Here is a 22702-nt window from a genome sequence, read left to right on the forward strand (position 1 = left end):
ATAGTGAGGATAACAAGGTGAGGTGGGAAAATGAAATTAGAAAATACTGGATTAGAAGAAGAAATCATTGATTTAAAACCGCTTGATCATGTAACAGCAAAACATGCTTTTATCCGGGCAGGGCAATGGGATTATGAGCGGGTTACGTATGATTATCGGATCGACTCTGACGAGAAAGGCATTACATACTATATTCGAATCCAAGGCTATGCGGTAGAAGGCGATGTAGATCGTGGTGATGCAGTCATTCAAATGTTAACGCCGTTATTAGGTAAACATTACTATCCGCATGGGGTTGAATATGGGGAAGAAGAGAATTTCCCAAGTGATATAGTAGAACGAGCTAAAAGTCATATTAGTCAACTAAAAACAGAGATAAACCAACTAAAACAATAATTTAATCTCCTTAGATATGGAATTAATTTACAAACAAACCGACGCCATCCGATAATGAAGGTAGTCGGTTTTCTATATTTAACGACAATATTTAGATATTTTATAGCCCTTTTTGCAGTAGATTTCCTCTCTTTTCATTGTAGTCGAAATATATTCTCCCCGTAATAGTAATTAATTCTGTTCAAATTAGCTATTTAATGCTATATTTTTTATAAGTATATCGTTATTGCTTGATAATGAAAGGAGCCAGCATATTACTTTGTTTCGCAATATAACTAAACGTCATTGGTCACTAATTTTTTTAACTATTTTATTAATCTTATTTTTCATTTTTGTTTTACCAATATCCATTCCTTTGATTGTGGCTTTTGTAACAGCACTTATTTTAAACCCAATAATAAGATTAGTGCAAAAAAAATTAAAGGTCAATCGGAAATTATCCGTAACCATTGTTTTTTTATTGTTTTTAATCATTCTTGGAGTAGTAGGAACGTTTACTATTACACGGGCGGTTACCCAAGTTGTTAATTTTGTAGAAGAAGTGCCACAACATTTTAATGAGTTAAATAGGATTTACCAGGATTGGGAAGGGCAAGTTCAACGTTACACAGATGACCTCCCAAATGAATTTGTAAGACAAGTATCTTCAAGTATTGAAGCAAATTTGAATACTTTAACGACCAACGCAAAAGAAACGATTACTATTGAACGAATTGCGCAACTTGTTTCATCCATTCCGCAGTATTTAATTAGCTTTATCGTATATTTAATTGCTTTGTTTCTTTTCATGCTGGAGTTGCCTATCCTTAAAGCAAAGATGTACCACATGATGACAAAGGAAACAGCAGAAAAAGTATCGTTTATGAATCAACGAGTGACAAACGTGTTTTTAGGTTTCTTTAAAGCGCAGTTCCTAGTTAGCTTAATCATTTTAGCTGTAACTTTAATTGGTCTTTTGTTTATTGCTCCCGAAGTTGCCATTATTATGACATTAATTATTTGGATTGTGGATTTAATCCCTATCATCGGCTCGATAGCTGTCCTCGGGCCATGGGCGCTATTTATGTTTATGGCGGGGGATACAACCCTTGGAATACAATTGTCTATACTAGCTATTATTTTACTGGCCATTCGTAGAATCGTTGAACCGAAAGTAATGGGCCAGCATATAGGACTCTCTCCATTGGCCACGTTAATCTCTATGTTTATCGGCTTAAAATTATTAGGATTACTAGGATTTATACTTGGCCCACTGATCGTAATTACCTTCCATTCGGCTAAAGAAGCTGGAATTATTAAGTGGAATATAAAAATCTAATGTAATTCTTAAAGACTTTTCTCTGATATGCTACAGCTATTTAATTAATAAAAAAATGGGAAGTTACCAGAACTTCCCATTTTTTTATGTTCCTAAGATAGCTTTAATTAAACTCGTTGTTTCCCCACCATCATATAAAATGTACAATAATAAATATACTGCCACTCCTGTAATAGCTGTAAAAAACCAAATAACACTAGTAATTGGTCCAATTTTTCTATGTACACGAATATTGCGCTTAAATGCTAATATTAGGGTTACTATACCAAAAACAGCACCTGTAGTTGCCAAAGTAATGTGAAATATCAAGAAAATTGTATAATATATTTCTAAACCTTGTGGCCCTCCAAAACTCGTATTCCCGATAAATATTGTTCTGGACATGTAAATAATGAAGAATATAATAGCACTAACTGCAGCTGTTATCATAGCTTTTTTATGTTTTACTGCTTCTCCTTTTACTATAAAACGCCAGCCAATAGCTACAAAAATAGCGCTTATAACAATAAAAAAAGTACTTATTGTTGGTAAAATTGGCATACTAAATCCACTCTCCTATCTAATAAATCAAGAAACAAGTAGCATACTTATTCTTTCCATTTTAACAAGTTAAACTTTAACAAGCGAAGCACTTACCTAAAAAAAGTAAAAATTATTATTCGCACGGTAAGAGGCTTGCAAATTACATAAAACACAGATAGTGCAAGTAGTCTTTTTTTGTTAGATACATAGGGTTACTTAAAAGAAATGAATCTTCCTTTCGCGAGGGATTCTTTTCCTACGAAAGAGTATGGTGTATAGACCTTTGTATTAGATAGATAACATGGCTTTCCGCCATTTTTTATGCGGAAAAGCGCTGTCGTTTTCTTATATGATTAACGCTAAAAACTTTATACTTTCCTATAGTGCAAAAAGAGGGTTAGGCACCTGACCCACTAGACTTGTTCAACTCGCTTCTTGGGAGTTTTACACCTTAAATCTGGGATAAATCAAGCATTAAGGCGCCAATATCTATCCAGTTATTTGCGACAATTCAAGTTTTAAAGAAATATTCTTGTCACCTTTTATATAGGAACAGATAAAAATTAAGTTTGGGGTTCCCCACTACACTATCTATGCGTATATTTATTGAGAATGTTGTACATCGGCTGGCATAGGATCAACCTTTAAACTTTCATCTGTGAACCATTTAAAGAAAACCCTTGCCAATATAAAACCATAAGTGATTTCTTGCATAATTTTCATAATGATTCCACCAAGCTGCTGATCCTCCAACGTGCTCATTGGCGAAAACATTTCAGGTCCACTAATTTGTACAGCTAACCCATCTAGTACGTCTCCAGGTACACATAAAGCGAGTGCTTGTAACCAGGCTCCATTTTGACTGTACGCCGAAAACAACGGAACATCTGCAAATATAATTAGAACACATGCCGGAGTTATTAAAACCCCATTCGCAAAAATATAGCCAATCTTTAAAACTGGTCTCATTGAATCCATTTCTTTTATCGGAGACAAAATTGGCCACCAGACGATAAAAGCAGCTACTAAAATAATTAAAGAAATGGACGTATGTGCAATTTGTGTAGATTTGGCAAAGTCAAAAACAGCAGGAATATGGTACAGCGAAAATAACCCATTAAATAAAAGTAACGATATCAATGGTTTTGTCAACAAGCGAAAAGCTGGTTCTATGAATGGCGCATGAATCACTTTTTTCCAAATCCACACTGGAATACTTTTAATGACTAAAATAGGGAAAATTAAGTAATATACAGCCATTTGGATCATATGTGCCGTTAACATCATATGTGATAATAAATCTGTTGGAGCACCTTTCACTGCATACAACAATACGAGCGCAAGCAAAAACATACCTTGCTGCAGTTTAGATGGTTTTTCATCACCACCGAATTTATGTCGGTATGGTCCAGTTATTAGAAAGTAAACCATTCCTAACCCAATTACGAACAATAGAAAATAAGGACTCCATAAAGCTCGGAAGCCAAAAATTTGTAATTCTAGCCACATGATAATCACCTCAAAAGGATTGTCTTATTCATTATAACTTACTTATCGTCGTGTAGACATTAAAAAAGTTTGACATTTTTTCAAAACATTCTTAGAAATGAAAAAGGTCGGGAACACCCGACCTTTTTTACCACCATACAATAGCTACTAAAGCAGCTATCGTTAATAGTGCAGCGAATACCCCGCCATAAATCATCATAGCTGGAAACTCATGGCCTCTATCTTTCATATGCATAAAATAATAAAATTGGAACCCAACTTGAACGAGCGCTAAGATCAGTAGTAACGGAACTGCAAACATCTTATCCATAGCTTCTGTTGCTACAATAGAGAAAGCAACAATCGTAAAACCAATCATTAATGCAAATGTAATCAGTTGCTTTTTCATTTCTTCCTTATTTTTTTGTTTCTGAAATGAATTGGTATTGGTGTTATCTGTCATGTATTAGCCCACCTTTCCCATCAAGTATACAACCGTAAAGATAAATACCCATACAACATCAATGAAATGCCAGTAAAGGCTAAACGTGTAATATTTAGGGGCGTTATACAAATTTAGTCCACGTTTTGCATTTCGCACCATTAATGCGATAAGCCAGCTGAGCCCAAAGACAACGTGACCTCCGTGAAAACCAACAAGTGTATAAAATGCTGAGCCAAATGCCGATGACCTAAATGTAAAACCAAAGCCTGTAATATAGTGGTAAAACTCATAAATTTCGCATGCTAGAAATCCAATCCCTAAAAAGGCTGTAATTCCAAGCCATAGATGCATTTTTTTAAAGTCGTTATTTTTCATATGATACATCGCATAAACACTAGTCAATGAACTAGTCAATAATAACATTGTCATAAGAAAAACAAGCTCTAAACCAAATATATCCTGACCACTTGGACCGCCAGCTGTCGAGTTACGAAGAGCAAGATATGTTCCAAACAAACTTGCAAACAATACAGTTTCTCCACCTAGAAAAAACCATAAGCCTAAAAATTTATTTTTCCCTTCTAACGTTGCTTTTTCTGGTTCTTGTGGCATCGTTTCAGGGTTTAAGGAATGATCGTGACTCATTTAGTCCGCCTCCCTTTCTAGTTCTTCTTTGCTGATATGATAGCCGTGATCATCTTTTAATGAACGAATCAGCATAGATCCTAACGCAATTCCCATCCCAACAAATATGGCTAAATTCCAAGCTTGGTGATCGGTCTGATAAATAAAGCCGAATCCAGCAACAAAGAACCCAAGAGACATGGCAAAAGGTAATATCGACCCATTTGGCATATGAACATCCCCTAGTGGCTCAGCAGGAGTCATTTTGCCTTTACCATCCATTTTTTCAATCCATAATGGATCCAGACCACGCACAAGTGGTAGTTGTTTAAAGTTATAGTATGGAGGCGGTGATGGTATTGCCCATTCTAGAGTACGACCATCATAAGGGTCTCCAGCAGGCTTTTCTCCTTTTACTGCTGTGTAGATAATGTTAATTAAAAATATAGTTGCAGCAATAGCCATTAAGAACGTACCAATCGTACTAATAAAGTTACCCGTATCTAGACCTTGGTCTTCTAAGAACACCCAATAACGTCTTGGCATCCCCATAAGCCCTAAGAAATGCTGAATAAAGAACGTTAAGTGGAATCCAATGAAGAATAACCAGAAACCTATTTCCCCTAATTTTTCATTTAATATTCTACCAAACATTTTTGGCCACCAATAATGTAGACCAGCAAAAATACCAAAAACTACTCCACCAACGATAACATAGTGGAAATGGGCTACAACGAAGTAAGAATCATGGTATTGGTAGTCAGCTACAGCTGAAGCAAGCATAACCCCAGTCATACCACCAATTGTAAATGACGGAATAAACCCTAATGCCCAAAGCATAGCTGAATTAATCGTTATGCTTCCACCCCACATCGTTGCTAGCCAGTTAAAGATTTTTATTCCTGTTGGCACAGCAATCGCCATCGTGGCAATCGCAAAAATAGCGTTCGCTACCGGCCCTAAACCTACTGTAAACATATGGTGTGCCCAAACCATAAAGCCTAAAAAGGCAATTAGAATGGTTGCAAAGACCATAGCTGTATAACCAAATAGACGCTTTTTGGAGAAAGTTGGAATAACTTCGCTGAACACTCCAAAAGCTGGCAATATTAAAATATATACCTCTGGATGCCCGAAGATCCAAAATAAATGTTGCCAAATTACAGAGTTACCACCTAAAGCGACATTGAAAAACGCCGATCCAAACATGCGGTCAAACATCAGTAAGAATAGACCTACTGTTAATGCTGGGAACGCAAATAAAATTAATGTACTAGTGACAAAAGTAGTCCATGAAAATAATGGCATGCGCATATATGTCATCCCTGGAGCACGCATCGTCACAATGGTTACAAGAAAATTAATTCCCCCAATTAGTGTACCCGCACCAGAAATTTGTAAGCCTAGGACATAAAAGTCAATACCATGTGTTGGAGATTCCACAGATAACGGTGTATAAGCAGTCCAACCTGAATCTGGTGCTCCACCTAAAAACCAACTACAGTTTAATAGAATGCCTCCAAACATAAATAACCAAAATCCTAATGAGTTTAAAAACGGGAACGCCACATCGCGTGCACCAATCTGCAATGGCATGACAGCGTTCATTAATCCTAGTAACAAAGGCATAGCTGCAAGAAAGATCATCGTCGTTCCATGCATAGTAAACATTTCATTGTATAAGCCTGCACTAATAAAATCATTTTCAGGCGCAATTAATTGTATACGAATAAACATCGCTTCGAGCCCACCGAGGATAAAGAAAAACCCTCCGCCAATCAAATATAAATGAGCTATTTTTTTATGGTCAACAGTTGTCAAATAATCCCACAAAAAAGCTCCGAAGCCCTTTTTTTGAGCAGCTGCAATACTCAAATCATAAACCTCCCTTTTCAATCTTCCACCCTTTATTAATTAGTTACCTGCACTTTCTGGAGTAATTTCAGATGGCTTTAATTGCAGCAAATATTCTGCAATGCTGTCTGCTTCTTCTTCAGATAGTTCAGGGTATTTACCAGTCATTAAGTTACCTGGTTTTATGGATTCTGGATCCAATAACCAGTCCACAAGGTTTTGCTTGTTTGTTTCAAGATAACCAACAATTTTTGTCCGATCTCCAAAGTTCGTTAGGTTTGGTCCCACTGCATTTGGCGATGAACCGATCGCATGACAACTCAAACAATTATTTGCTTCCATCGCTGCTTTTCCATCTTGAGCAACCGCATCTTGTGGTTCTTCTTCGGGATCTACACTTTGCATATCAGCTACCCATTGTTCATATTCTTCTGGACTCACAGCTATAACCTTAAAGTCCATAAGTGAATGTGATGGGCCACATAGCTCTGCACATTTGCCCCAATAAACCCCTTCTTCATTTGCTTCAATATACATTGTGTTTTCGTTTTCAGGATTCACATCCATTTTCCCTGAAATACTTGGCACCCATAAAGAGTGAATAACATCTGAGGATTTCATGTTTAAGTATACTTTTTCTCCAGTAGGAATGTATAAATCCTGACTTGTTTGCACTTCTTCATCTGCATAGCTAAAATGCCACCAATATTGATTACCAGTAACGTCAACATTAATGTGATCACTTTTACCAGACTCATCAGCCAAATCAAAAGTAGCAGCAACAGTCGGTACTGCAAGGATCAACACTAAAATAATTGGAATCACTGTCCAAATAGTTTCTAGTTTTTTACTACCTTCCACCTGCTTTGGAATGTAATTCTCCTGCCCTTTCTTTTTGCGAAAGCGAACAATCGCTATCAAATAAACAGAAAGAACAACAATAAATACAAAAGTCATAATTACTGTTGAAAGTACAATTAAATTCATGGAAGACTCTGCACCATACCCCTTTGGTACAAGAGCCGTTAAGTTTTCCTTTCCACATCCCGCAAGGATGATGGCTAGAAAACTTAAGAGGAATACAAATTTAAATTTTCCCATCCAACCTTTCATGTATCCATACCTCTCTTTCTTTTCTTGTTGCTCCTTATATAAAAAAACATTAAGGACAAAATTTAACTAAATGGCGAATTCCACGTTACAACAACCATCAATAAAAAGAGGATGGTTAAATAATTTAAAGAGTAAATAAAGATAATATTCGCCCATTTAATACCATCTTTCATAAAGAAACCACTCATTCCAAGCCCTAGCCATCCAACATTTAACAAGGTCGCCAAGATGACAAATGTTGTGCCTAAAGAAGTTAAATAAAATGGCAACGGCAATAAACATGCGATATAAATGGTGATTTGTCGCTTGGTCATTTCAAAACCATGGACTGCGGGCAACATAGGTATTCTTGCCGCTTTATATTCTTCATTCTTTCGCATTGCTAATGCTAAAAAATGAGGTGTTTGCCAAATGAACATAATTAAAAATAATATAAGCGGAACGATATGAAAGTTCGGGTTTACTGCAGCCCAACCAATGAGTGGTGGCGCAGCACCAGAAAAGCTACCAACTGTCGTATTAAGTGTATATTTTCTCTTTGACCACATCGTATATAGCACTACATAGAAAAACCAGCCTAGAAACGCAAACAACATTGCTTCTATGGTTGTAAATAGTAAAAGTAAAAGACCAGCAAAAGATGTAATTAACCCTAGTCCGAGTACCGTCGGAAGCGAGATCGTACCCGTTACAGTTGGTCGAGTTTTCGTTCGCTTCATAACTGGATCAATATCAACGTCATACCAGTTATTAAGCATACATCCACCTGCAATCACCAAAGTACTTCCTAACATCGTAATAATAAACGTACCGATGTAATCCGTAAATGTATATCCACTATAATAAATTGCCAACCAAAATCCAGTAAAAACTGTAATTAAATTGGAGTTAATAATTCCTATTTTTATTAGTGATTTAATATCATCAAGTGTAGAAACTGGCTTGTTTTTTTCGGTTGATGACGTATTCGTAATAACCTGTGAAGTAGCTGCCTCTACTTTATCCATCCCTTTCCCCCCTTTACACCATTGTAGAAACAAATGATACATGCTTTCGAATGAAAATCGTGACAGCGTTACAAAAATTTGATTGTATCTTAAAATTATTTCTACAAATCTAATACTATATTAAAAAACCCCCTCATGCCTATTCTACTTCAAATTAAGTAATTTTTTGTGACGTTTTTGTGAATCATTTGTTACAAATGCGAACTGTTTTAAATTAGTTAGCGAATCACCTATGTATGCAGTCTTTCTCCCCCAATTATCTAAGTTGCAACTTATTCCCCTACACTATTTCTAGCAAACATACGAAAACAATGCAAGCGTTTTTTATTTTTATAGTGAAAATAGTTTGTTTTCATGTTAAGATAAATGCAGTTTTTGCAAAGACATGATCACCTGCTAATATTAACACAATCCTTTAACAGATTGAACTGTTTCTAATTAATTCTTTGCTTTTTAGACGCTACTAATATTATGATGAATCTAGCAGAAAATTTCTGCTATCACATAACTGAAGCTACTATCTTTCAGAATTTGTACATATAAAGGGCGTCTTCAAACATTGGGGGTTTTCTTCCATTCCCCACGATTTAGGTGCTATGATCTCTCACTTTGACTTGAAATTGGAGTTTACAGCACTTTATATACAGGATCAACAAATAGTTTTGTAGAAAATAATTCTCAAAATCCCCCTTCTGTACTTACTCTAAGGATGATGCTTCCTCCCTTATTTCTATGATGTTTTTGAACGAATGTGTAGATGAAAAGGTATACTTTAAACTACACTAGCGTGAATAATACATAAAAAGCGAGGCAATAATATGATAAAAAGCTTAAAATGGTTATCTATTGTAGCGACACTTGGAATGACATTTGTGTTGCTTGGGGGTGCTCTTGTAACAAAAACCGGCTCAGAAGATGGCTGTGGAAATAGCTGGCCTTTATGCGAAGGGGAATGGCTGCCTTCTGAAATTACACCGGAATTAATTATTGAACTAAGCCATCGATTAGTTACTGGTGTAGTTGGATTTGCCGTTATAGGTTTGGCGATTTTAGCCTGGATTAAACTTGGGCATGTTCGCGAGGTTAAATTTCTTTCTATACTTTCCGTTTTATTTTTAATTTTACAAGCACTTATTGGAGCGGCAGCTGTGGTATGGGGACAATCTGATTTCGCCCTTGCTGCACACTTCGGAATTTCATTAATTTCGTTTGCTGCTGTATTTCTGTTAATGTTACTTATTTTTGAGGTGGATAAAAAATTCGATGCAAAGTCACTTTTAATAAAAAAAGCGCATCGATTGGAAATTTATGCTTTAACCATCTACACGATGCTCGTCGTTTATTCCGGAGCCCTCGTGCGCCACACTGACGCAAATTTAGTTTGTAAAAGTTGGCCTTTTTGTAACAATCAGGCTCCACTAGACTTTTCTAATTACGTTATACCGCAATGGATTCAAATGGGACACAGACTTGCTGCAGGGATTTTATTTTTATGGACGGTTATATTCGCTTTTCGAATGATACGTACCTACAAGAATAACAAGTTAATGTACTGGGGTTGGTGGACGGTTATTAGTCTAATAACTTTACAGGTATTCTTTGGTGCTATGATTATATTTACACGATTGCACTTAGCTACCGCTTTAATGCATGCACTTATTATATCGCTATTTTTTGGCATGTTAACGTATTTTATTCTACACGCGACACGCAGTGCTAAATATGCAAAACAAATAGATAACAATAAAATCAACGACGCAAATTTCATCGTAAATAATTAAAGAGAATCTTCAATTAACGGGAAGCTTTCATCCCACTGATGGTTAGTGGTCCGAGGGTATGACCTAAAGGGTGTCTCACAAAAAAGAGGATTTAAATGCTGTTTGTTATCTCCCACTTAGACTTGTTCAGCTCACATCTCCAATTGTTGAAGTGGGAGTCTTAAAGCACCGTATATCTAAGATAAAATATTTTTAATAACATATGACTTTCTATTATAAATGCGAAGCAACCATCATTTTCACTTACAGTTTTTAAAAAATCTATGGGGATCGACAAGTCTTCATGACGTTAAGCCAAGTTTTTAAACCCTAAAAACTTGGCTCATATCGGCTAATTTTTGAACTTTCGTAGAGAAAGCATCTCTTTAGGCGAGGAATTTAATTTCGCCATTGTTAAAACCCCTACTTAACAAACATTTCTATCACGTAAAAAAGAGCAGGAATTAAACCTGCTCTTTTGCTTGTTAATTAAGGCTTGTGGATAACGAAATAACCAAATATTCACGTCCTGCTCCCTCGCCCAGCAACTAGGCGACTTCACGAAATCGCCCTACGATAAGTCATCATCGGTTCGTCGTCTCACCGCGACCCTTATCTCCGTTGATTCGTTCCATTCGCTTCGTTGCTAAACGAGCGCCTGGACCTTTTATTCTAATTCAATAAGTAGATCATCTACAGCGATACTATCGCCATCTTTTACATTAACTTGCTTAATAACTCCTGTAAATGGAGCTTGGACAGTTGTTTCCATTTTCATAGCTTCATTAATCAATAAATGGTCTCCCTTATTAACATGATCCCCTGATTGACAAAGAACTTTTATTACTGTCCCTGGCATTGTAGCACCAATATGTTTTTCATTACTTTTATCTACTTTTGGCCTCATTTCAACCTCAGATTGAATGCTTTGATCCTTCACAACAATCTCTCTCGTTTGCCCATTCAATTCAAAGTATACAACACGGGTGCCATCTTCTCTAGGTTCTGAAATAGAAACAAGTTTTACAATTAATGTTTTCCCTTGTTCAATTTCTACTTCAACCGTTTCACCAAGTCTCATCCCATAGAAGAAAGTCGGTGTATCCAACACACTTACATCGCCGTATTTGTCATGGAATTTATGATATTCCATAAAAACTTTAGGGTAAAGAGCGTGAGATATTAAATCAAAGCTAGTTACTTGTCGGTCTAAGGATTTAAACAATGTTTCCTTTAGCTGCGTAAAGTCAACTGGTTCTAGCAATTCACCTGGACGTGTTTTGATAGGGTCTTTTCCTTTCAGAATGATTCGTTGCAATTCTGGTGGGAAACCCTGATAAGGCTGTCCAATGTAGCCTTGTACAAATTCTATTACAGAATCCGGAAAGTCAATCGTTTCTCCACGTTCATAAATATCATCTTCTGTTAAATTATTTTGTACCATAAATAAAGTCATATCACCAATCACTTTTGACGAAGGGGTAACTTTAACAATATCACCAAACATATCATTCACTTGTCGAAACATTGTTTTCACTTCATTCCAACGATCTTCAAGCCCTACAGCTTTGGCTTGTTGCTTCAAATTACTATACTGACCTCCAGGCATTTCATGCATATAAATTTCAGTATGTGGTGCCTTCATTCCACTTTCAAAATCACGATAGTATTCACGTATACCTTCCCAATAATAAGAAAGCTCTTCATAAGCATTTACATCCACTTTTGGTTGACGTTCATGCCCTTCTAATGCGTGATATAAAGTCTGTGCACTAGGTTGAGAAGTTAGACCAGCCATTGGCCCAGCTGCAACATCTACAGCGTCTACTCCAGCATCGATAGCTCGGGCATATAAATAAATTCCATTTCCACTGGTGTCATGTGTATGCAGATGAATTGGTAAGTCAATCGTCTCTTTTAATGTAGACACCAATTGATATGCCGCTTCCGGTTTTAATAATCCTGCCATATCCTTAATACCGAGAATATGCGCTCCTGACGCTTTTAAATCTTTAGCTAAATTTTTATAATAGCTGATATCATACTTTGTTCGTCCAGTATCTAAAATATTGCCTGTATAACACATAGTAGCTTCTGCAATTTTATTATTGTTGCGTACTTCTTCTATTGCTAATTGCATACCTTCTACCCAGTTTAGACTGTCAAAAATTCGGAACACATCAATGCCGGCTGTTGCGCTTTTCTCAACAAATTCTTTAATTACATTATCTGGGTAATTCTTATAACCTACCGCATTACTTGCACGAAGCAGCATTTGTAGCAATATATTTGGCATACTTGCACGAAGCTTTAACAAGCGATCCCATGGGTCTTCTTTTAAAAAGCGGTAAGCTACATCAAATGTGGCTCCACCCCACATTTCGACTGAAAATAAATTTGGAAGCAATCTAGCGGTAGGTTCCGCGATACGATGCAAATCCTTCGTACGAACTCTTGTCGCTAATAAAGATTGGTGTGCATCACGAAACGTTGTGTCGGTTAACAACACCTCTTTTTGTTCTTTTAACCACTTTGCTAACTCATCAGGACCATGTTTATCTAAAATTTGCTTTGTACCTGAAGCTATTGGGTTAGATGTATTAACGTTGGGAAGATTTAAATCATCAAAAACAGGTTTTTCTTTATTACCATCTTTATCTACACCATTTACCGTCGTATTTCCAATGTATGTTAGCATTTTCGTTCCACGATCTTTTCGTTTTGGAAATACAAATAATTCAGGTGTGTTATCAACAAATGTCGTATTATAGACCCCATTTAAGAAATTTTTGTGTAAAATAACATTTTGTAAAAATGGGATGTTTGTTTTTATACCACGTATACGAAATTCTTTTAAGTTTCTGACCATTTTTTGTGCAGCTTGATTAAAATTTAACGCCCAAGTAGACACTTTAACTAACAATGAATCATAGTGCGGTGAAATAACAGAACCTTGAAATCCATTCCCCGCATCTAATCGGACACCAAATCCTCCACCAGATCGGTAAGCCATAATCCTTCCAGTATCTGGCATAAAGTTATTCAGCGGATCTTCTGTCGTTACACGCGATTGGATAGCATACCCTGTAGTAACAATTTTATCCTGCTCTGGAATACCAATGGAATCGTCATGTAAACTTCTTCCTTCAGCGACTTTAATTTGCGTCTGGACAATGTCAACACCAGTAATCATTTCAGTAATCGTATGCTCTACTTGAACCCTTGGGTTTACTTCAATAAAGAAGAATTCATCCTCAGTCACTAAAAACTCTACAGTACCAGCGTTTAAATAGTTAACATTTTTCATTAGTTTGACCGCAGCTTCACATATTTTCATACGCAATTCTTCAGGCAAAGATATACTTGGAGCAACCTCTACTAATTTTTGATGTCTTCGCTGCACAGAGCAGTCTCTTTCATACAAATGAATGATATTCTCATGTTGATCTCCAATAATTTGAACTTCAATATGTTTTGGGTTTTCAATGAGTTTTTCTAAGTAAATTTCATCATTACCAAATGCAGCCCTAGCCTCAGACTTAGCACGATCGTACGCCTCCGCAAGCCCCTGCTTACTTCGAACGATACGCATACCTCGTCCTCCACCGCCTAGAGTGGCTTTAATAATGATTGGAAAACCATGATCCCTCGCAAACTGCTCCACCTCTTCCAAAGAGTTGACCGGGCCACCGCTTCCTGGTATAACAGGTAAACCTGCCTGTGTAGCTTGGTACCGAGCTTTTACTTTGTCCCCAAACATATCTAAATGATTACTTGTTGGACCGATGAAAATAATTCCTTCCTCTTCACATCGCTTAGCAAAGTTAATATTTTCAGATAAGAATCCATAGCCAGGATGAATGGCATCTACACCTACTTGCTTAGCTAACTGGATAATACCTTCAATATCCAGATATGCATCAATTGGCTTCTTTCCTTCTCCAATTAAATACGCCTCGTCCGCTTTATAACGGTGATAGGAACTTAAATCTTCTTTGGAATAGATTGCAACAGTACGAATATTTAATTCGGTACATGCCCGAAAAACACGAATTGCAATTTCCCCTCGATTGGCAACTAATACTTTGTTGATTTGTTTAAGTTGTGCCATGTTCTCCCTCCTCGATATGTTTGTGATATGTTACGAGTATTTTGATTTTCTCCTGCTGGTTCTAATTCTCTTTTTTTAATATGCATAGCAATATTATTTAAAATCCCCATTGATATTAATAACACCAAAAGAGATGAACCGCCATAACTTACAAATGGTAATGGCACTCCTGTAATTGGTAATAAGCCGCTAATTGCTCCTAAGTTAATAAATGCTTGTATTCCCACCATGGAAGAGATGCCAATCGCTAGTAAAGAGCCAAAGCTATCCTTCACTTTTCTAGAGATAAACAACCCTCTTAATACAATGATAGATAACATACCAATAACAATAACAACACCGATAAAACCTAACTCCTCAGCAACTACCGCCATAATAAAATCTGTATGCGCTTCTGTTAAGTACCCTAATTTTTGTACACTTTGCCCTAAACCTTCACCAGCTAATCCACCGTTTCCAATTGCCACATAAGATTGGATTAACTGGTAGCCGTGAGATGCAGGAGTTTCAAATGGCTGATAAGCACCCGTAAATCGAGTGAGTCGCTCATCGGTGGCCATATACGGTAACGTCATCAATAAAAACATCAAACCGATAAATAGAAGTAGGGATAAGTGCTTAAAACGGATACCTGAACTAAAAATAACTGAACATGCAATTAAGAAAACAATGGAAGCTGTTCCAATGTCCGGTTGTAAAACGATAAGCGCTAGAATAATGCCTGTAATAATAAGAGGTGGTAAAACAGCTTTACTAAATTCACGAATATATTCCTGCTTTTTGGAATATACAGAAGCTAAGTACATAACAATCGCAATTTTAGCAAATTCTGCTGGTTGAATTCCCAATATCCAGGATTGTGCATTGTTCACTTCTGAACCAAATAGTAATACCCCAATCAATAACAGTATTACTCCTAGTATAATAGGTTTGATTAGTTTTTGGTAGTAGCGATATGGAAAAGCAGAGCATAAAATAAATCCTATTAGCCCTATTCCAAAACGGATAGATTGTTGCGTTAAATAATGATTAGCAGCATGCCCTTGAACAACAGCAAAAACCATGCTTGCACTATAGATCATTACTAAGCCAAAAGCTGCTAACAAAATGGGCGTTATTATTAGTGTATAATCATAAAATTTTAATTTTTGTAGCATATTCTTCTCCCTACTAAATATGTAATACAAAAGCTTTATTCAAAACGATATAATAATTTTTAACAACTCTTCAGCGTGCTCATTCTATGTACTGCAAAACTACGCATAGGATGTCAACTATACTTTAAACTGAAAGCTAGTATTACAGATATTTGAAACAAAAAAACCTTGCCAGTAATGATCATGCAGGCAAAGTTTTTGCTTCTATGTCGTTCTCGCAAAAACCGAAGATAGTAGGATTATACGGAATTTTGCGCTGCTTCATGCAGAATATTTAACTTCCTCTCCAGATCTTCTAATATTTCTTTACCTTCACTTTCGCTAATTAAATTTAATCGAACAGCAAAATCGATCTCCCTGGAAAGCCCAAACATTTGTGTATCCAACACTTCTTCGTATAATGGACATTGTGGCATTGTTAAATTATCTATTTGAACTTCTATAAGTCGCAAAATTTTGTCAGCATCAGCCTTAAGAAGGGCATGGGCTTTTTCGCGATGATTTACAGTCACCTCTTGCATCAAATCTATCCCCTCCGTTTTCAAAGACTTCTTTCTATATTATATTATCGTTAGTGCTTGCAAAATGCAAATAAAAAAATATATTTAGGGCTTTTCGTATTGCTTAAAAAAGTTATCATTATTTGTTTATTTAAACTAAATTTTATTATAACTTAAAAACGTGTTCTAATCGAGTAGTTTTAAATTTCTATTCCTCTCTAACTTAACCCAAAATGAATGCAATTATCTTCAAGGTTTGCTATCCTATATAAGAATTCTACTATGAGGTGATTTAAATGATCGTGCCAATTAAAGGGAAAGTAAAATATCCTATTACCTTAGATCCTACTGTTTGGATATTCGATGATCGTAAAGTCGAATTTGAACATGCTTTTTTAAACGAACATGTTGCAGTGGATGAGGATGAAACATTAAAACAAGCATCACAAAGATGGGAAAGGGAAATTTCTGAACAAGTTAAACCACCAGTAAATCGAAGTATAAAAAAGTATGAGCGCGAAAAAATGTTGAGTAGTTCATACGTTATTCCGTTAGAAGATTTTTTAAATCATGCAGAGATTAGCGCAAGCGCAACAGAAGCTGTTTTAATTCGCGAGCTTGAAAACGTCATCATTCCTTTGAAAGATCTGTTCAATAGCTATTTCTTATTTTCGAAGGATGGTAAGCCGCTGAAAACAGATGGACCAGTACATCTATATTACAAAGATGGTTCCAATAAGCATGATCCTATTACACATATTAAAAGCGTTTCTATCCAGTAATGTATAGAGAATCTTTTTTAACGTGGTTTATTTTACATTAAATAATTGATTGAAGTTATCGCCTTTCTATGAGACCTCCACTTTTGTCCTATTAATTGTTTTTCAATTGGTACGGATGAGGTCCTTGAGAAAGGTGATACAAAAATATAAGCCAATAAATCGTTATTCTCCGTTCGTTAATTATTTTTACTAAAACTTTTCTATCGCCAAGTTTCATGGCGGCGAAATAAAGCCTTTACTTTTTTCTTCATCCTATACTTTCCTATAGTGCAAAGTATTACTTCACAACCATCCAAAAGTTAGCCTAATATATTTTTCCACCTGTATATTTCCCTAATTTCTAAACAAACTAAGCCTAATAGCACAGTCCAAAGAGAGGAAGAATAACATTTGCTGAACATTACAACCTCTTATAAGGTGAATAAATGGAGGAATGACAATGAGATTAGCTTTTATGGGAATCACGTTTCTTATCTTGTTTATATTTACAGCTTGTACGCAAGAAGATCGTGAAGAAGCTATTACAAACGAAGAAACAAATCAAAGATTTGAACAAGTTAAAAACTCAGAACCAACAAAACAAAAAGCGTTGACTAACAAAGAAATCGCAAACCATTTGGCTAATATTGCTAGCGATGTACCAAATGTTAACGATGCGGTATCAATTGTAGCTGGTCCTTATGCAGTAGTAGGAATAGACGTTGATAAAGACCTCGATCGTTCAAGAGTTGGCACTATTAAATATAGCGTTTTAGAAGCATTGTATAATGACCCATATGGTAAAACAGCTGTTGTGGTTGCAGACGCTGATGGTAATGAACGAATTCGTGGGATAGTGGATAAGATGGAACAAGGTCAACCTGTATACGGTTTGATGGATGAATTAGCCGCCGTTGTTGGGCGATATATGCCGGAATTTCCCATTAACAAAAATCGACCACAGGAAAGTGATCCAAATAAAGAGGTAATTCCTGAAGAAGAAAAAGAGCAACTTGAAGATACGGAGGAAGAACAATCCAATCATCATAAACAGAATGCATCGTGAACTACTCCAACCACTTAACAAGGCTTGAAGCGGCTGTCTCACAGCAATTTCGGGATAAAATTTATGAATCTTATGCTTTCCTATAGTGTAAAAAAGTTTCCGCTCCTAAGCGGAAACTTTTTTATTGTTGGTACTCACTTGTATTAGCTTCTTTATTTTCATTGTAATATTGAACGCCAAACTGCGAACCTTCCGATACCATTTTTGCATTTTCAAGTTGTTCCAAACCTTTATCCTCTGACTGATCTGGTACACCCGCCTCTTCAAGAGTAGAACGGATACTATTCTGATAATTTTTAACTTTCCTTTTTACGTTATCTCTTTTATCTTTGTTTTTTAGAAAGTACCCAGCAACTGTAGCTCCAATTACTCCTGCGGCACCAGCAGAGTATAAATATTTTTTCTTCATCGAATCGTCCTTTCTTTTCTTCTTATATATCCTTACCCTTTTCACAATTTGCCCAAACATAAAATTGTGATATACTAATTCATAAACAAAATACGTATGCAGCTCAAATCTTTCATAAAACATGCTGAATAAATTATATACTTGTCCTATTTATTCTTTGACATTGAGGTGAAAATATGCAAGTGAAATGTACCATTTGCGATTCAGTTGAAAGCATTGATGATCATTGCTTTGAAGCAAAACGCTTAAGAAATAAAAGAATCCTTATGCACTTATGTCAGACGTGCTACGATAGAGTTGAAAAAAAGACGTTGGCAAGACATGCAACAGGTAAGTTCCGCTTATATTCAGAAAAAAAACCCGTTGATGAATTTATTTAATTTTAGAATATAAAAACCCAGAAGATTAAGTTTCTTCTGGGTTTTTAACGCATCCTCTTGAGCTTCAAATTCATTTCCATAGTTAAAACGAAATATGAAAATATAAGTTACGAGCGATTTTTTCTTTCTTGATATAAACGAAAACGATAAATTGCTAATACAAGTGATATCACGATTAAGCTTTCCGTGATCGGAAGTTGAAATATACTAAAAATAGTTAATAAATAAACTCCCAAAGCAAGCATGATATATACAATTATTGTTTTTATAAGGGTAAGCTTTCTTGCAAATCCAAGTTTAAATGAAATAATACTAAAAATTAAGTTCAAAATGTATAACGTCAAAAACATATGATCTGTACCGAATTGTTCTAAAATAAAATTGAACACAAAGCTAAAACTTCCTTCCATAGCCATCCCCCTGTTATCTATCTCATTTCCATATTCCATCATACTAAAATCTATTATGTTTCGCCAGTTATAATCTTATCAAATAATGCAATACATTTTGAATTCTCGTCTTCATTCATTTATACTAGAAGTTGAAGAAGAGGTGGATTGGGAATGAAGAAGTTAAATATACCGATGCTGCTTTTAGCAATACTTGTAATTGGCATGTTTGTCGGCGTAGGTGCTGCTATAGCTTATCGTAATACTTGGTTGGTGGTTTTATTTTTATTATTAGGTTTTACGTTGATGGGAACTGGGATTCATTTAAAAAAAGCAAGGGAGTGACAAATCACTTCCTTGCTTTTTTTATATAATTAGCTATAATTTTCTCTTGAATTAATGGATTTCCAGAAGCGACAGATGTTTTTGAAAGCATGTCGAGTGTATCGCCATCTATAGTAGTTGTTACTCCTCCAACTTCGCTAATAATGACCATTCCCGCTGCATAATCCCACGGTGACAGACTCAATGTTAAATAACTATCGATAATACCTTCTGCGACAAATGCAAATTCCAATGCCGCCGAACCGTAAGTCCTCGACCCTCTCACATCTTTTACAAGCTTTTGCATCCATTTTTCGTCAACGAGAGGGTTTTCACATAGCCAAAAGTGATTCATACTAACGATTGCTTCCTCGAAAAGGATATCACGATGAAGTTGTGGAAGCTTCTTATTATTCTTATAAGCACCTTCTCCTCTTTTTGCGCTATATAATACATCTTCCATTACGTTATAAATAAGTCCGATTTCTCCAATACCATTATTAAAAATACCGATTGAAATCGCAAAATTCCTTTTTTGATGGACAAAATTCATCGTGCCATCAATAGGATCAATAATCCAAACGATACCGTTCATGGAATCTAGCTGATCACCGTATCCTTCTTCGCTTAAAATAAAATGATCAGTAAACGTAGATTTAATGTTGTTTGCGAGAAAAGCTTCGGTTGAACGATCCATCTCAGTTACTAAATCATTCGCATTTGATTTTGTATCAATAGTTAATGGATTATGAATTTGTTGCCTTATTTGCTCGCCTGCTTCGTATATCCACTTTGTAGCTTGAGAAAAAATCATATCACGCTGCGCTTTGTTCATCTGTATACTCCTCCATTCAATTCTACATATAATAGTACCAAATTTTAAATACGCCGTCATGAAGTTTAGCTAATTAAGGGAACTAGTTAAAATTTATTGTTTTAATTTTTCTCACCTATTTATTTAATATCATATCGGCCATTTCCGAATGAAGGCTATTTATAGGATACAACAGATGATATACATCTTACTATGATACATGTATTATTAACAATAAGCTTGCAATAAAAATCTCATCTACATTATTATGCTTTTAAATCCAACCATTGCTTTCTTAAGCAAATGAGCCGTTCTTTGCTTTTTATTATTTCAATTGCATCTTCTTTTTTCATCGCGTCATAAAGTGTTAACAATTCATAATCAATTTCCATACGAATGACCTGCAAATTGTCCAATGATTTTTCTTTATATAATGTTCCTAATACGTACTTCACATTTTCACATCCTTTCGTTAAATACTTTTTATTCCAAAAGTGTACTTTAAATATATTTATGATTGGTTTTCCTATTTGGTTCGACAAGTAACATCCAGTTTCTTAAATTTATTTTCATTTAAACCTAAATTTGAAATATATCTCAGGCTACGATGTACTCGTTAAAACAAAATGCTACTATACAACATAACGTGAATAACTTGACTTGTACTTTTACATATTAAATAATGATAATCAAATAGGCATAGCTTATTTCATTTAGGCAACTTGTTTAAATGATAAGTGGCAAACCTTATCAGCAGATATTCCTATCCGTATTTAAGCACACTGCTACATGTAGAAATAATTTTTCATGTATATACAGCCCAAACTCAGCAACTAAACAAATTCAGCATATACTATCACGATTTAAAGTCCCTCTAATGCTTTAAAGCAGGGATATTAACGATATTTTATAGGAGAGGACGATGATGATGACCTTTAAAGGATTTGAGAAAGCAGATTTTGATACATTTTATATTGAAGGCCTCGGAGAAAGAATGGAAGCAATTCAAACAAGAATCCAACCAAAATTTCAACAGATTGGCAATGAACTAGTAGATTTCTTAGCTGCACAGCTTGGGAATGAAATGTTTCTACATATTGCTAAACATGCTAGAAGAACAGTCAATCCCCCTCAAGATACGTGGTTAGCTGTAGCTGATAATAAACGAGGATATAAAAAACACCCGCATTTTCAAGTAGGTGTATTCGATGATCATGTATTTGTATGGTTAGCGCTTATTTATGAGTTAGACCATAAATCAAAAATTGCACAAACCTATTTAAACCATTTTGACCAATTAAAACAACTTCCTCAAAGTTTTATGTATTCATTAGATCATACTAAAAAAGATGCCAAACCACTATTAGAATTAGATAAAAAAGATGTAGAAAGGTTTAGAGATGTGAAGAAAGCGGAATTTTTAATTGGGAAGCATTTTGCCAAACATGATGAACGCATTTATGACGGAAATATCCTTATAGAGGAGTTAAAATCTACTGTTCATCCATTGATACCTTTTTATAAACTGGCTCTACAAAGCAAAACTAATTATACAAAATAAGTATCATTTATTAATTGTCCAACGTAAAGAATATTAAAAAAGGAGAGAAGCTCTACAAATGCTTCTCTCTTCTACTTCATTTTTATAAAATGGTCTTCGGTTATCTTTACATATTTAAGTACATGAAAGCTAGAATATCCCGAACCTTGTTTAAAAGTAGCAAACAACTTCTTTTCTTCACTTTTACTAGGAACTACTTGTTTAAACTTCCGGTAAGCTGCTATTATAACTTTCCTTTCAACCTTTCTTTCATATGCCTGCTCAATTAAGCTGAAAAACTGCACAACATAAATAATTTCTTCTTTTGTCCATGTATTGTCAATTGGATAGTGATAATTCAAATTACTTCCTCCATATACACGTTCATTTCATTCCCACACCTTCAGTTTAATCAAAAAAATTGAGGGCATGCAAGTATCTTCATACAAGATTTAAGAAAATGTACCCTATTCCAAGTTCCTTAACTAAACATTTTTTATTTTACTATCTCATTTTAAAGACATGGTAATAATAATTCCATTAATAAAAAACTACCTCAAGGGTAGCTTTTTTATTATAATATGGTGCTTGTAGTAATGAAACAATCGAATAGTCACTTCCGGCGCTCAGCATTTAGCGACTTCACGAAATCTTCCTACGATAAGTCATCATCAGTTGTCACTAAGAGGAAGAACGACTAAAAACGGGCTTGCCGCCCGACGTC

Annotated in this window: 23 protein-coding genes; 8 read left to right on the plus strand and 15 right to left on the minus strand. The window is 35.4% G+C overall.

Annotation, left to right across the window (positions count from 1 at the left end; genetic code table 11):
- Window positions 1–30: 30 nt before the first annotated feature.
- Together B2C77_RS12805 and ytvI are read left to right on the plus strand one after the other, a co-directional pair.
- Window positions 31–396 carry a YugN family protein gene (locus B2C77_RS12805; protein ID WP_073005322.1) on the plus strand — a complete coding sequence of 122 codons (366 nt, stop codon included), beginning with the start codon at window positions 31–33 and terminating at the stop codon, window positions 394–396.
- Between the two features lie 259 nt (window positions 397–655).
- Window positions 656–1714 carry a sporulation integral membrane protein YtvI gene (ytvI, locus tag B2C77_RS12810; protein WP_077704403.1) on the plus strand — a complete coding sequence of 353 codons (1059 nt, stop codon included), beginning with the start codon at window positions 656–658 and terminating at the stop codon, window positions 1712–1714.
- An 84-nt stretch (window positions 1715–1798) separates the two neighbouring features.
- On the opposite strand, the gene B2C77_RS12815 is transcribed toward ytvI, so the two are convergent.
- The 7 genes from B2C77_RS12815 to cyoE all read right to left on the minus strand — a co-directional run bounded on the left by B2C77_RS12815 (window position 1799) and on the right by cyoE (window position 8767).
- Window positions 1799–2254: a DUF420 domain-containing protein gene (locus B2C77_RS12815; protein ID WP_077704406.1), complete on the minus strand. Its 456-nt coding sequence runs from the start codon at window positions 2252–2254 to the stop codon at window positions 1799–1801.
- Between the two features lie 585 nt (window positions 2255–2839).
- Window positions 2840–3745, minus strand: coding sequence for a cytochrome c oxidase assembly factor CtaG (gene ctaG / locus B2C77_RS12820; protein WP_077704408.1), 906 nt, complete (start codon window positions 3743–3745; stop codon window positions 2840–2842).
- A gap of 127 nt (window positions 3746–3872) precedes the next feature.
- Window positions 3873–4187, minus strand: coding sequence for a cytochrome c oxidase subunit IVB (gene ctaF / locus B2C77_RS12825; protein ID WP_077704411.1), 315 nt, complete (start codon window positions 4185–4187; stop codon window positions 3873–3875).
- A 3-nt stretch (window positions 4188–4190) separates the two neighbouring features.
- Complete coding sequence (locus B2C77_RS12830) at window positions 4191–4814, minus strand: cytochrome (ubi)quinol oxidase subunit III (RefSeq protein WP_077704414.1); 624 nt, start codon at window positions 4812–4814, stop codon at window positions 4191–4193.
- Window positions 4815–6668: a cytochrome c oxidase subunit I gene (gene ctaD / locus B2C77_RS12835; RefSeq protein WP_077704416.1), complete on the minus strand. Its 1854-nt coding sequence runs from the start codon at window positions 6666–6668 to the stop codon at window positions 4815–4817.
- 39 nt (window positions 6669–6707) lie between these two features.
- Entirely contained in the window at window positions 6708–7760 is a 1053-nt protein-coding gene (coxB, locus tag B2C77_RS12840; RefSeq protein ID WP_077704419.1) for a cytochrome c oxidase subunit II, read from the minus strand.
- Between the two features lie 62 nt (window positions 7761–7822).
- Window positions 7823–8767, minus strand: a complete 945-nt coding sequence (gene cyoE, locus B2C77_RS12845) for a heme o synthase (protein ID WP_077704422.1) — start codon at window positions 8765–8767, stop codon at window positions 7823–7825.
- Window positions 8768–9585: 818 nt separating this feature from the next.
- On the opposite strand from cyoE, the gene B2C77_RS12850 reads away from it, so the two are divergent.
- Window positions 9586–10548 (plus strand): COX15/CtaA family protein, encoded by a 963-nt coding sequence (locus tag B2C77_RS12850; protein WP_077704425.1) that lies wholly within the window; start codon window positions 9586–9588, stop codon window positions 10546–10548.
- 646 nt (window positions 10549–11194) lie between these two features.
- On the opposite strand, the gene pyc is transcribed toward B2C77_RS12850, so the two are convergent.
- The 3 genes from pyc to B2C77_RS12865 all read right to left on the minus strand — a co-directional run bounded on the left by pyc (window position 11195) and on the right by B2C77_RS12865 (window position 16316).
- Window positions 11195–14638, minus strand: coding sequence for a pyruvate carboxylase (gene pyc, locus B2C77_RS12855; RefSeq protein WP_077704428.1), 3444 nt, complete (start codon window positions 14636–14638; stop codon window positions 11195–11197).
- Window positions 14605–15795, minus strand: a complete 1191-nt coding sequence (locus tag B2C77_RS12860) for an FtsW/RodA/SpoVE family cell cycle protein (RefSeq protein WP_077704431.1) — start codon at window positions 15793–15795, stop codon at window positions 14605–14607. The genes pyc and B2C77_RS12860 overlap by 34 nt, the downstream gene beginning before the upstream one ends.
- 239 nt (window positions 15796–16034) lie before the next feature.
- A complete protein-coding gene (locus tag B2C77_RS12865) occupies window positions 16035–16316 on the minus strand; it encodes an Fpa/YlaN family protein (protein ID WP_073005346.1) in 282 nt (93 codons plus the stop codon).
- Between the two features lie 275 nt (window positions 16317–16591).
- Between B2C77_RS12865 and B2C77_RS12870 the strand changes: the two genes are divergently transcribed.
- Both B2C77_RS12870 and B2C77_RS12875 read left to right on the plus strand, forming a co-directional pair.
- A complete protein-coding gene (locus tag B2C77_RS12870; protein WP_077704434.1) occupies window positions 16592–17077 on the plus strand; it encodes a hypothetical protein in 486 nt (161 codons plus the stop codon).
- Between the two features lie 439 nt (window positions 17078–17516).
- Window positions 17517–18122: a YhcN/YlaJ family sporulation lipoprotein gene (locus tag B2C77_RS12875; protein ID WP_237342741.1), complete on the plus strand. Its 606-nt coding sequence runs from the start codon at window positions 17517–17519 to the stop codon at window positions 18120–18122.
- 121 nt (window positions 18123–18243) lie between these two features.
- Here the strand turns inward: B2C77_RS12875 and B2C77_RS12880 are convergent, their stop codons facing one another.
- Window positions 18244–18531, minus strand: a complete 288-nt coding sequence (locus B2C77_RS12880; RefSeq protein WP_077704439.1) for a YbyB family protein — start codon at window positions 18529–18531, stop codon at window positions 18244–18246.
- Between the two features lie 176 nt (window positions 18532–18707).
- On the opposite strand from B2C77_RS12880, the gene B2C77_RS12885 reads away from it, so the two are divergent.
- On the plus strand, window positions 18708–18911 hold the full coding sequence (locus B2C77_RS12885; protein ID WP_077704442.1) for a YlaI family protein: 204 nt from the start codon (window positions 18708–18710) through the stop codon (window positions 18909–18911).
- Between the two features lie 107 nt (window positions 18912–19018).
- Here the strand turns inward: B2C77_RS12885 and B2C77_RS12890 are convergent, their stop codons facing one another.
- Complete coding sequence (locus B2C77_RS12890; RefSeq protein ID WP_077704445.1) at window positions 19019–19321, minus strand: YlaH-like family protein; 303 nt, start codon at window positions 19319–19321, stop codon at window positions 19019–19021.
- A gap of 153 nt (window positions 19322–19474) precedes the next feature.
- Between B2C77_RS12890 and B2C77_RS21690 the strand changes: the two genes are divergently transcribed.
- Window positions 19475–19645 (plus strand): DUF5325 family protein, encoded by a 171-nt coding sequence (locus B2C77_RS21690; protein ID WP_164085538.1) that lies wholly within the window; start codon window positions 19475–19477, stop codon window positions 19643–19645.
- Between the two features lie 4 nt (window positions 19646–19649).
- Here B2C77_RS21690 and B2C77_RS12895 read toward each other — a convergent pair whose 3' ends face one another.
- Together B2C77_RS12895 and B2C77_RS12900 are read right to left on the minus strand one after the other, a co-directional pair.
- A complete protein-coding gene (locus tag B2C77_RS12895) occupies window positions 19650–20459 on the minus strand; it encodes an inositol monophosphatase family protein (protein ID WP_077704448.1) in 810 nt (269 codons plus the stop codon).
- Between the two features lie 245 nt (window positions 20460–20704).
- Window positions 20705–20893 carry a YkzI domain-containing protein gene (locus tag B2C77_RS12900; protein WP_077706908.1) on the minus strand — a complete coding sequence of 63 codons (189 nt, stop codon included), beginning with the start codon at window positions 20891–20893 and terminating at the stop codon, window positions 20705–20707.
- Between the two features lie 473 nt (window positions 20894–21366).
- Here B2C77_RS12900 and B2C77_RS12905 point away from each other — a divergent pair, with 473 nt between their 5' ends.
- Entirely contained in the window at window positions 21367–21999 is a 633-nt protein-coding gene (locus tag B2C77_RS12905; RefSeq protein ID WP_077706909.1) for a YktB family protein, read from the plus strand.
- 71 nt (window positions 22000–22070) lie between these two features.
- Here the strand turns inward: B2C77_RS12905 and B2C77_RS12910 are convergent, their stop codons facing one another.
- The gene (locus B2C77_RS12910) at window positions 22071–22340 is read right to left on the minus strand and encodes a UPF0223 family protein (protein WP_077704451.1); all 270 of its coding nucleotides are present in this window, start codon (window positions 22338–22340) and stop codon (window positions 22071–22073) included.
- Window positions 22341–22702 lie beyond the last annotated feature (362 nt).

The organism is Virgibacillus dokdonensis, from assembly GCF_900166595.1.
Lineage (GTDB): Bacteria > Bacillota > Bacilli > Bacillales > Amphibacillaceae > Virgibacillus > Virgibacillus dokdonensis.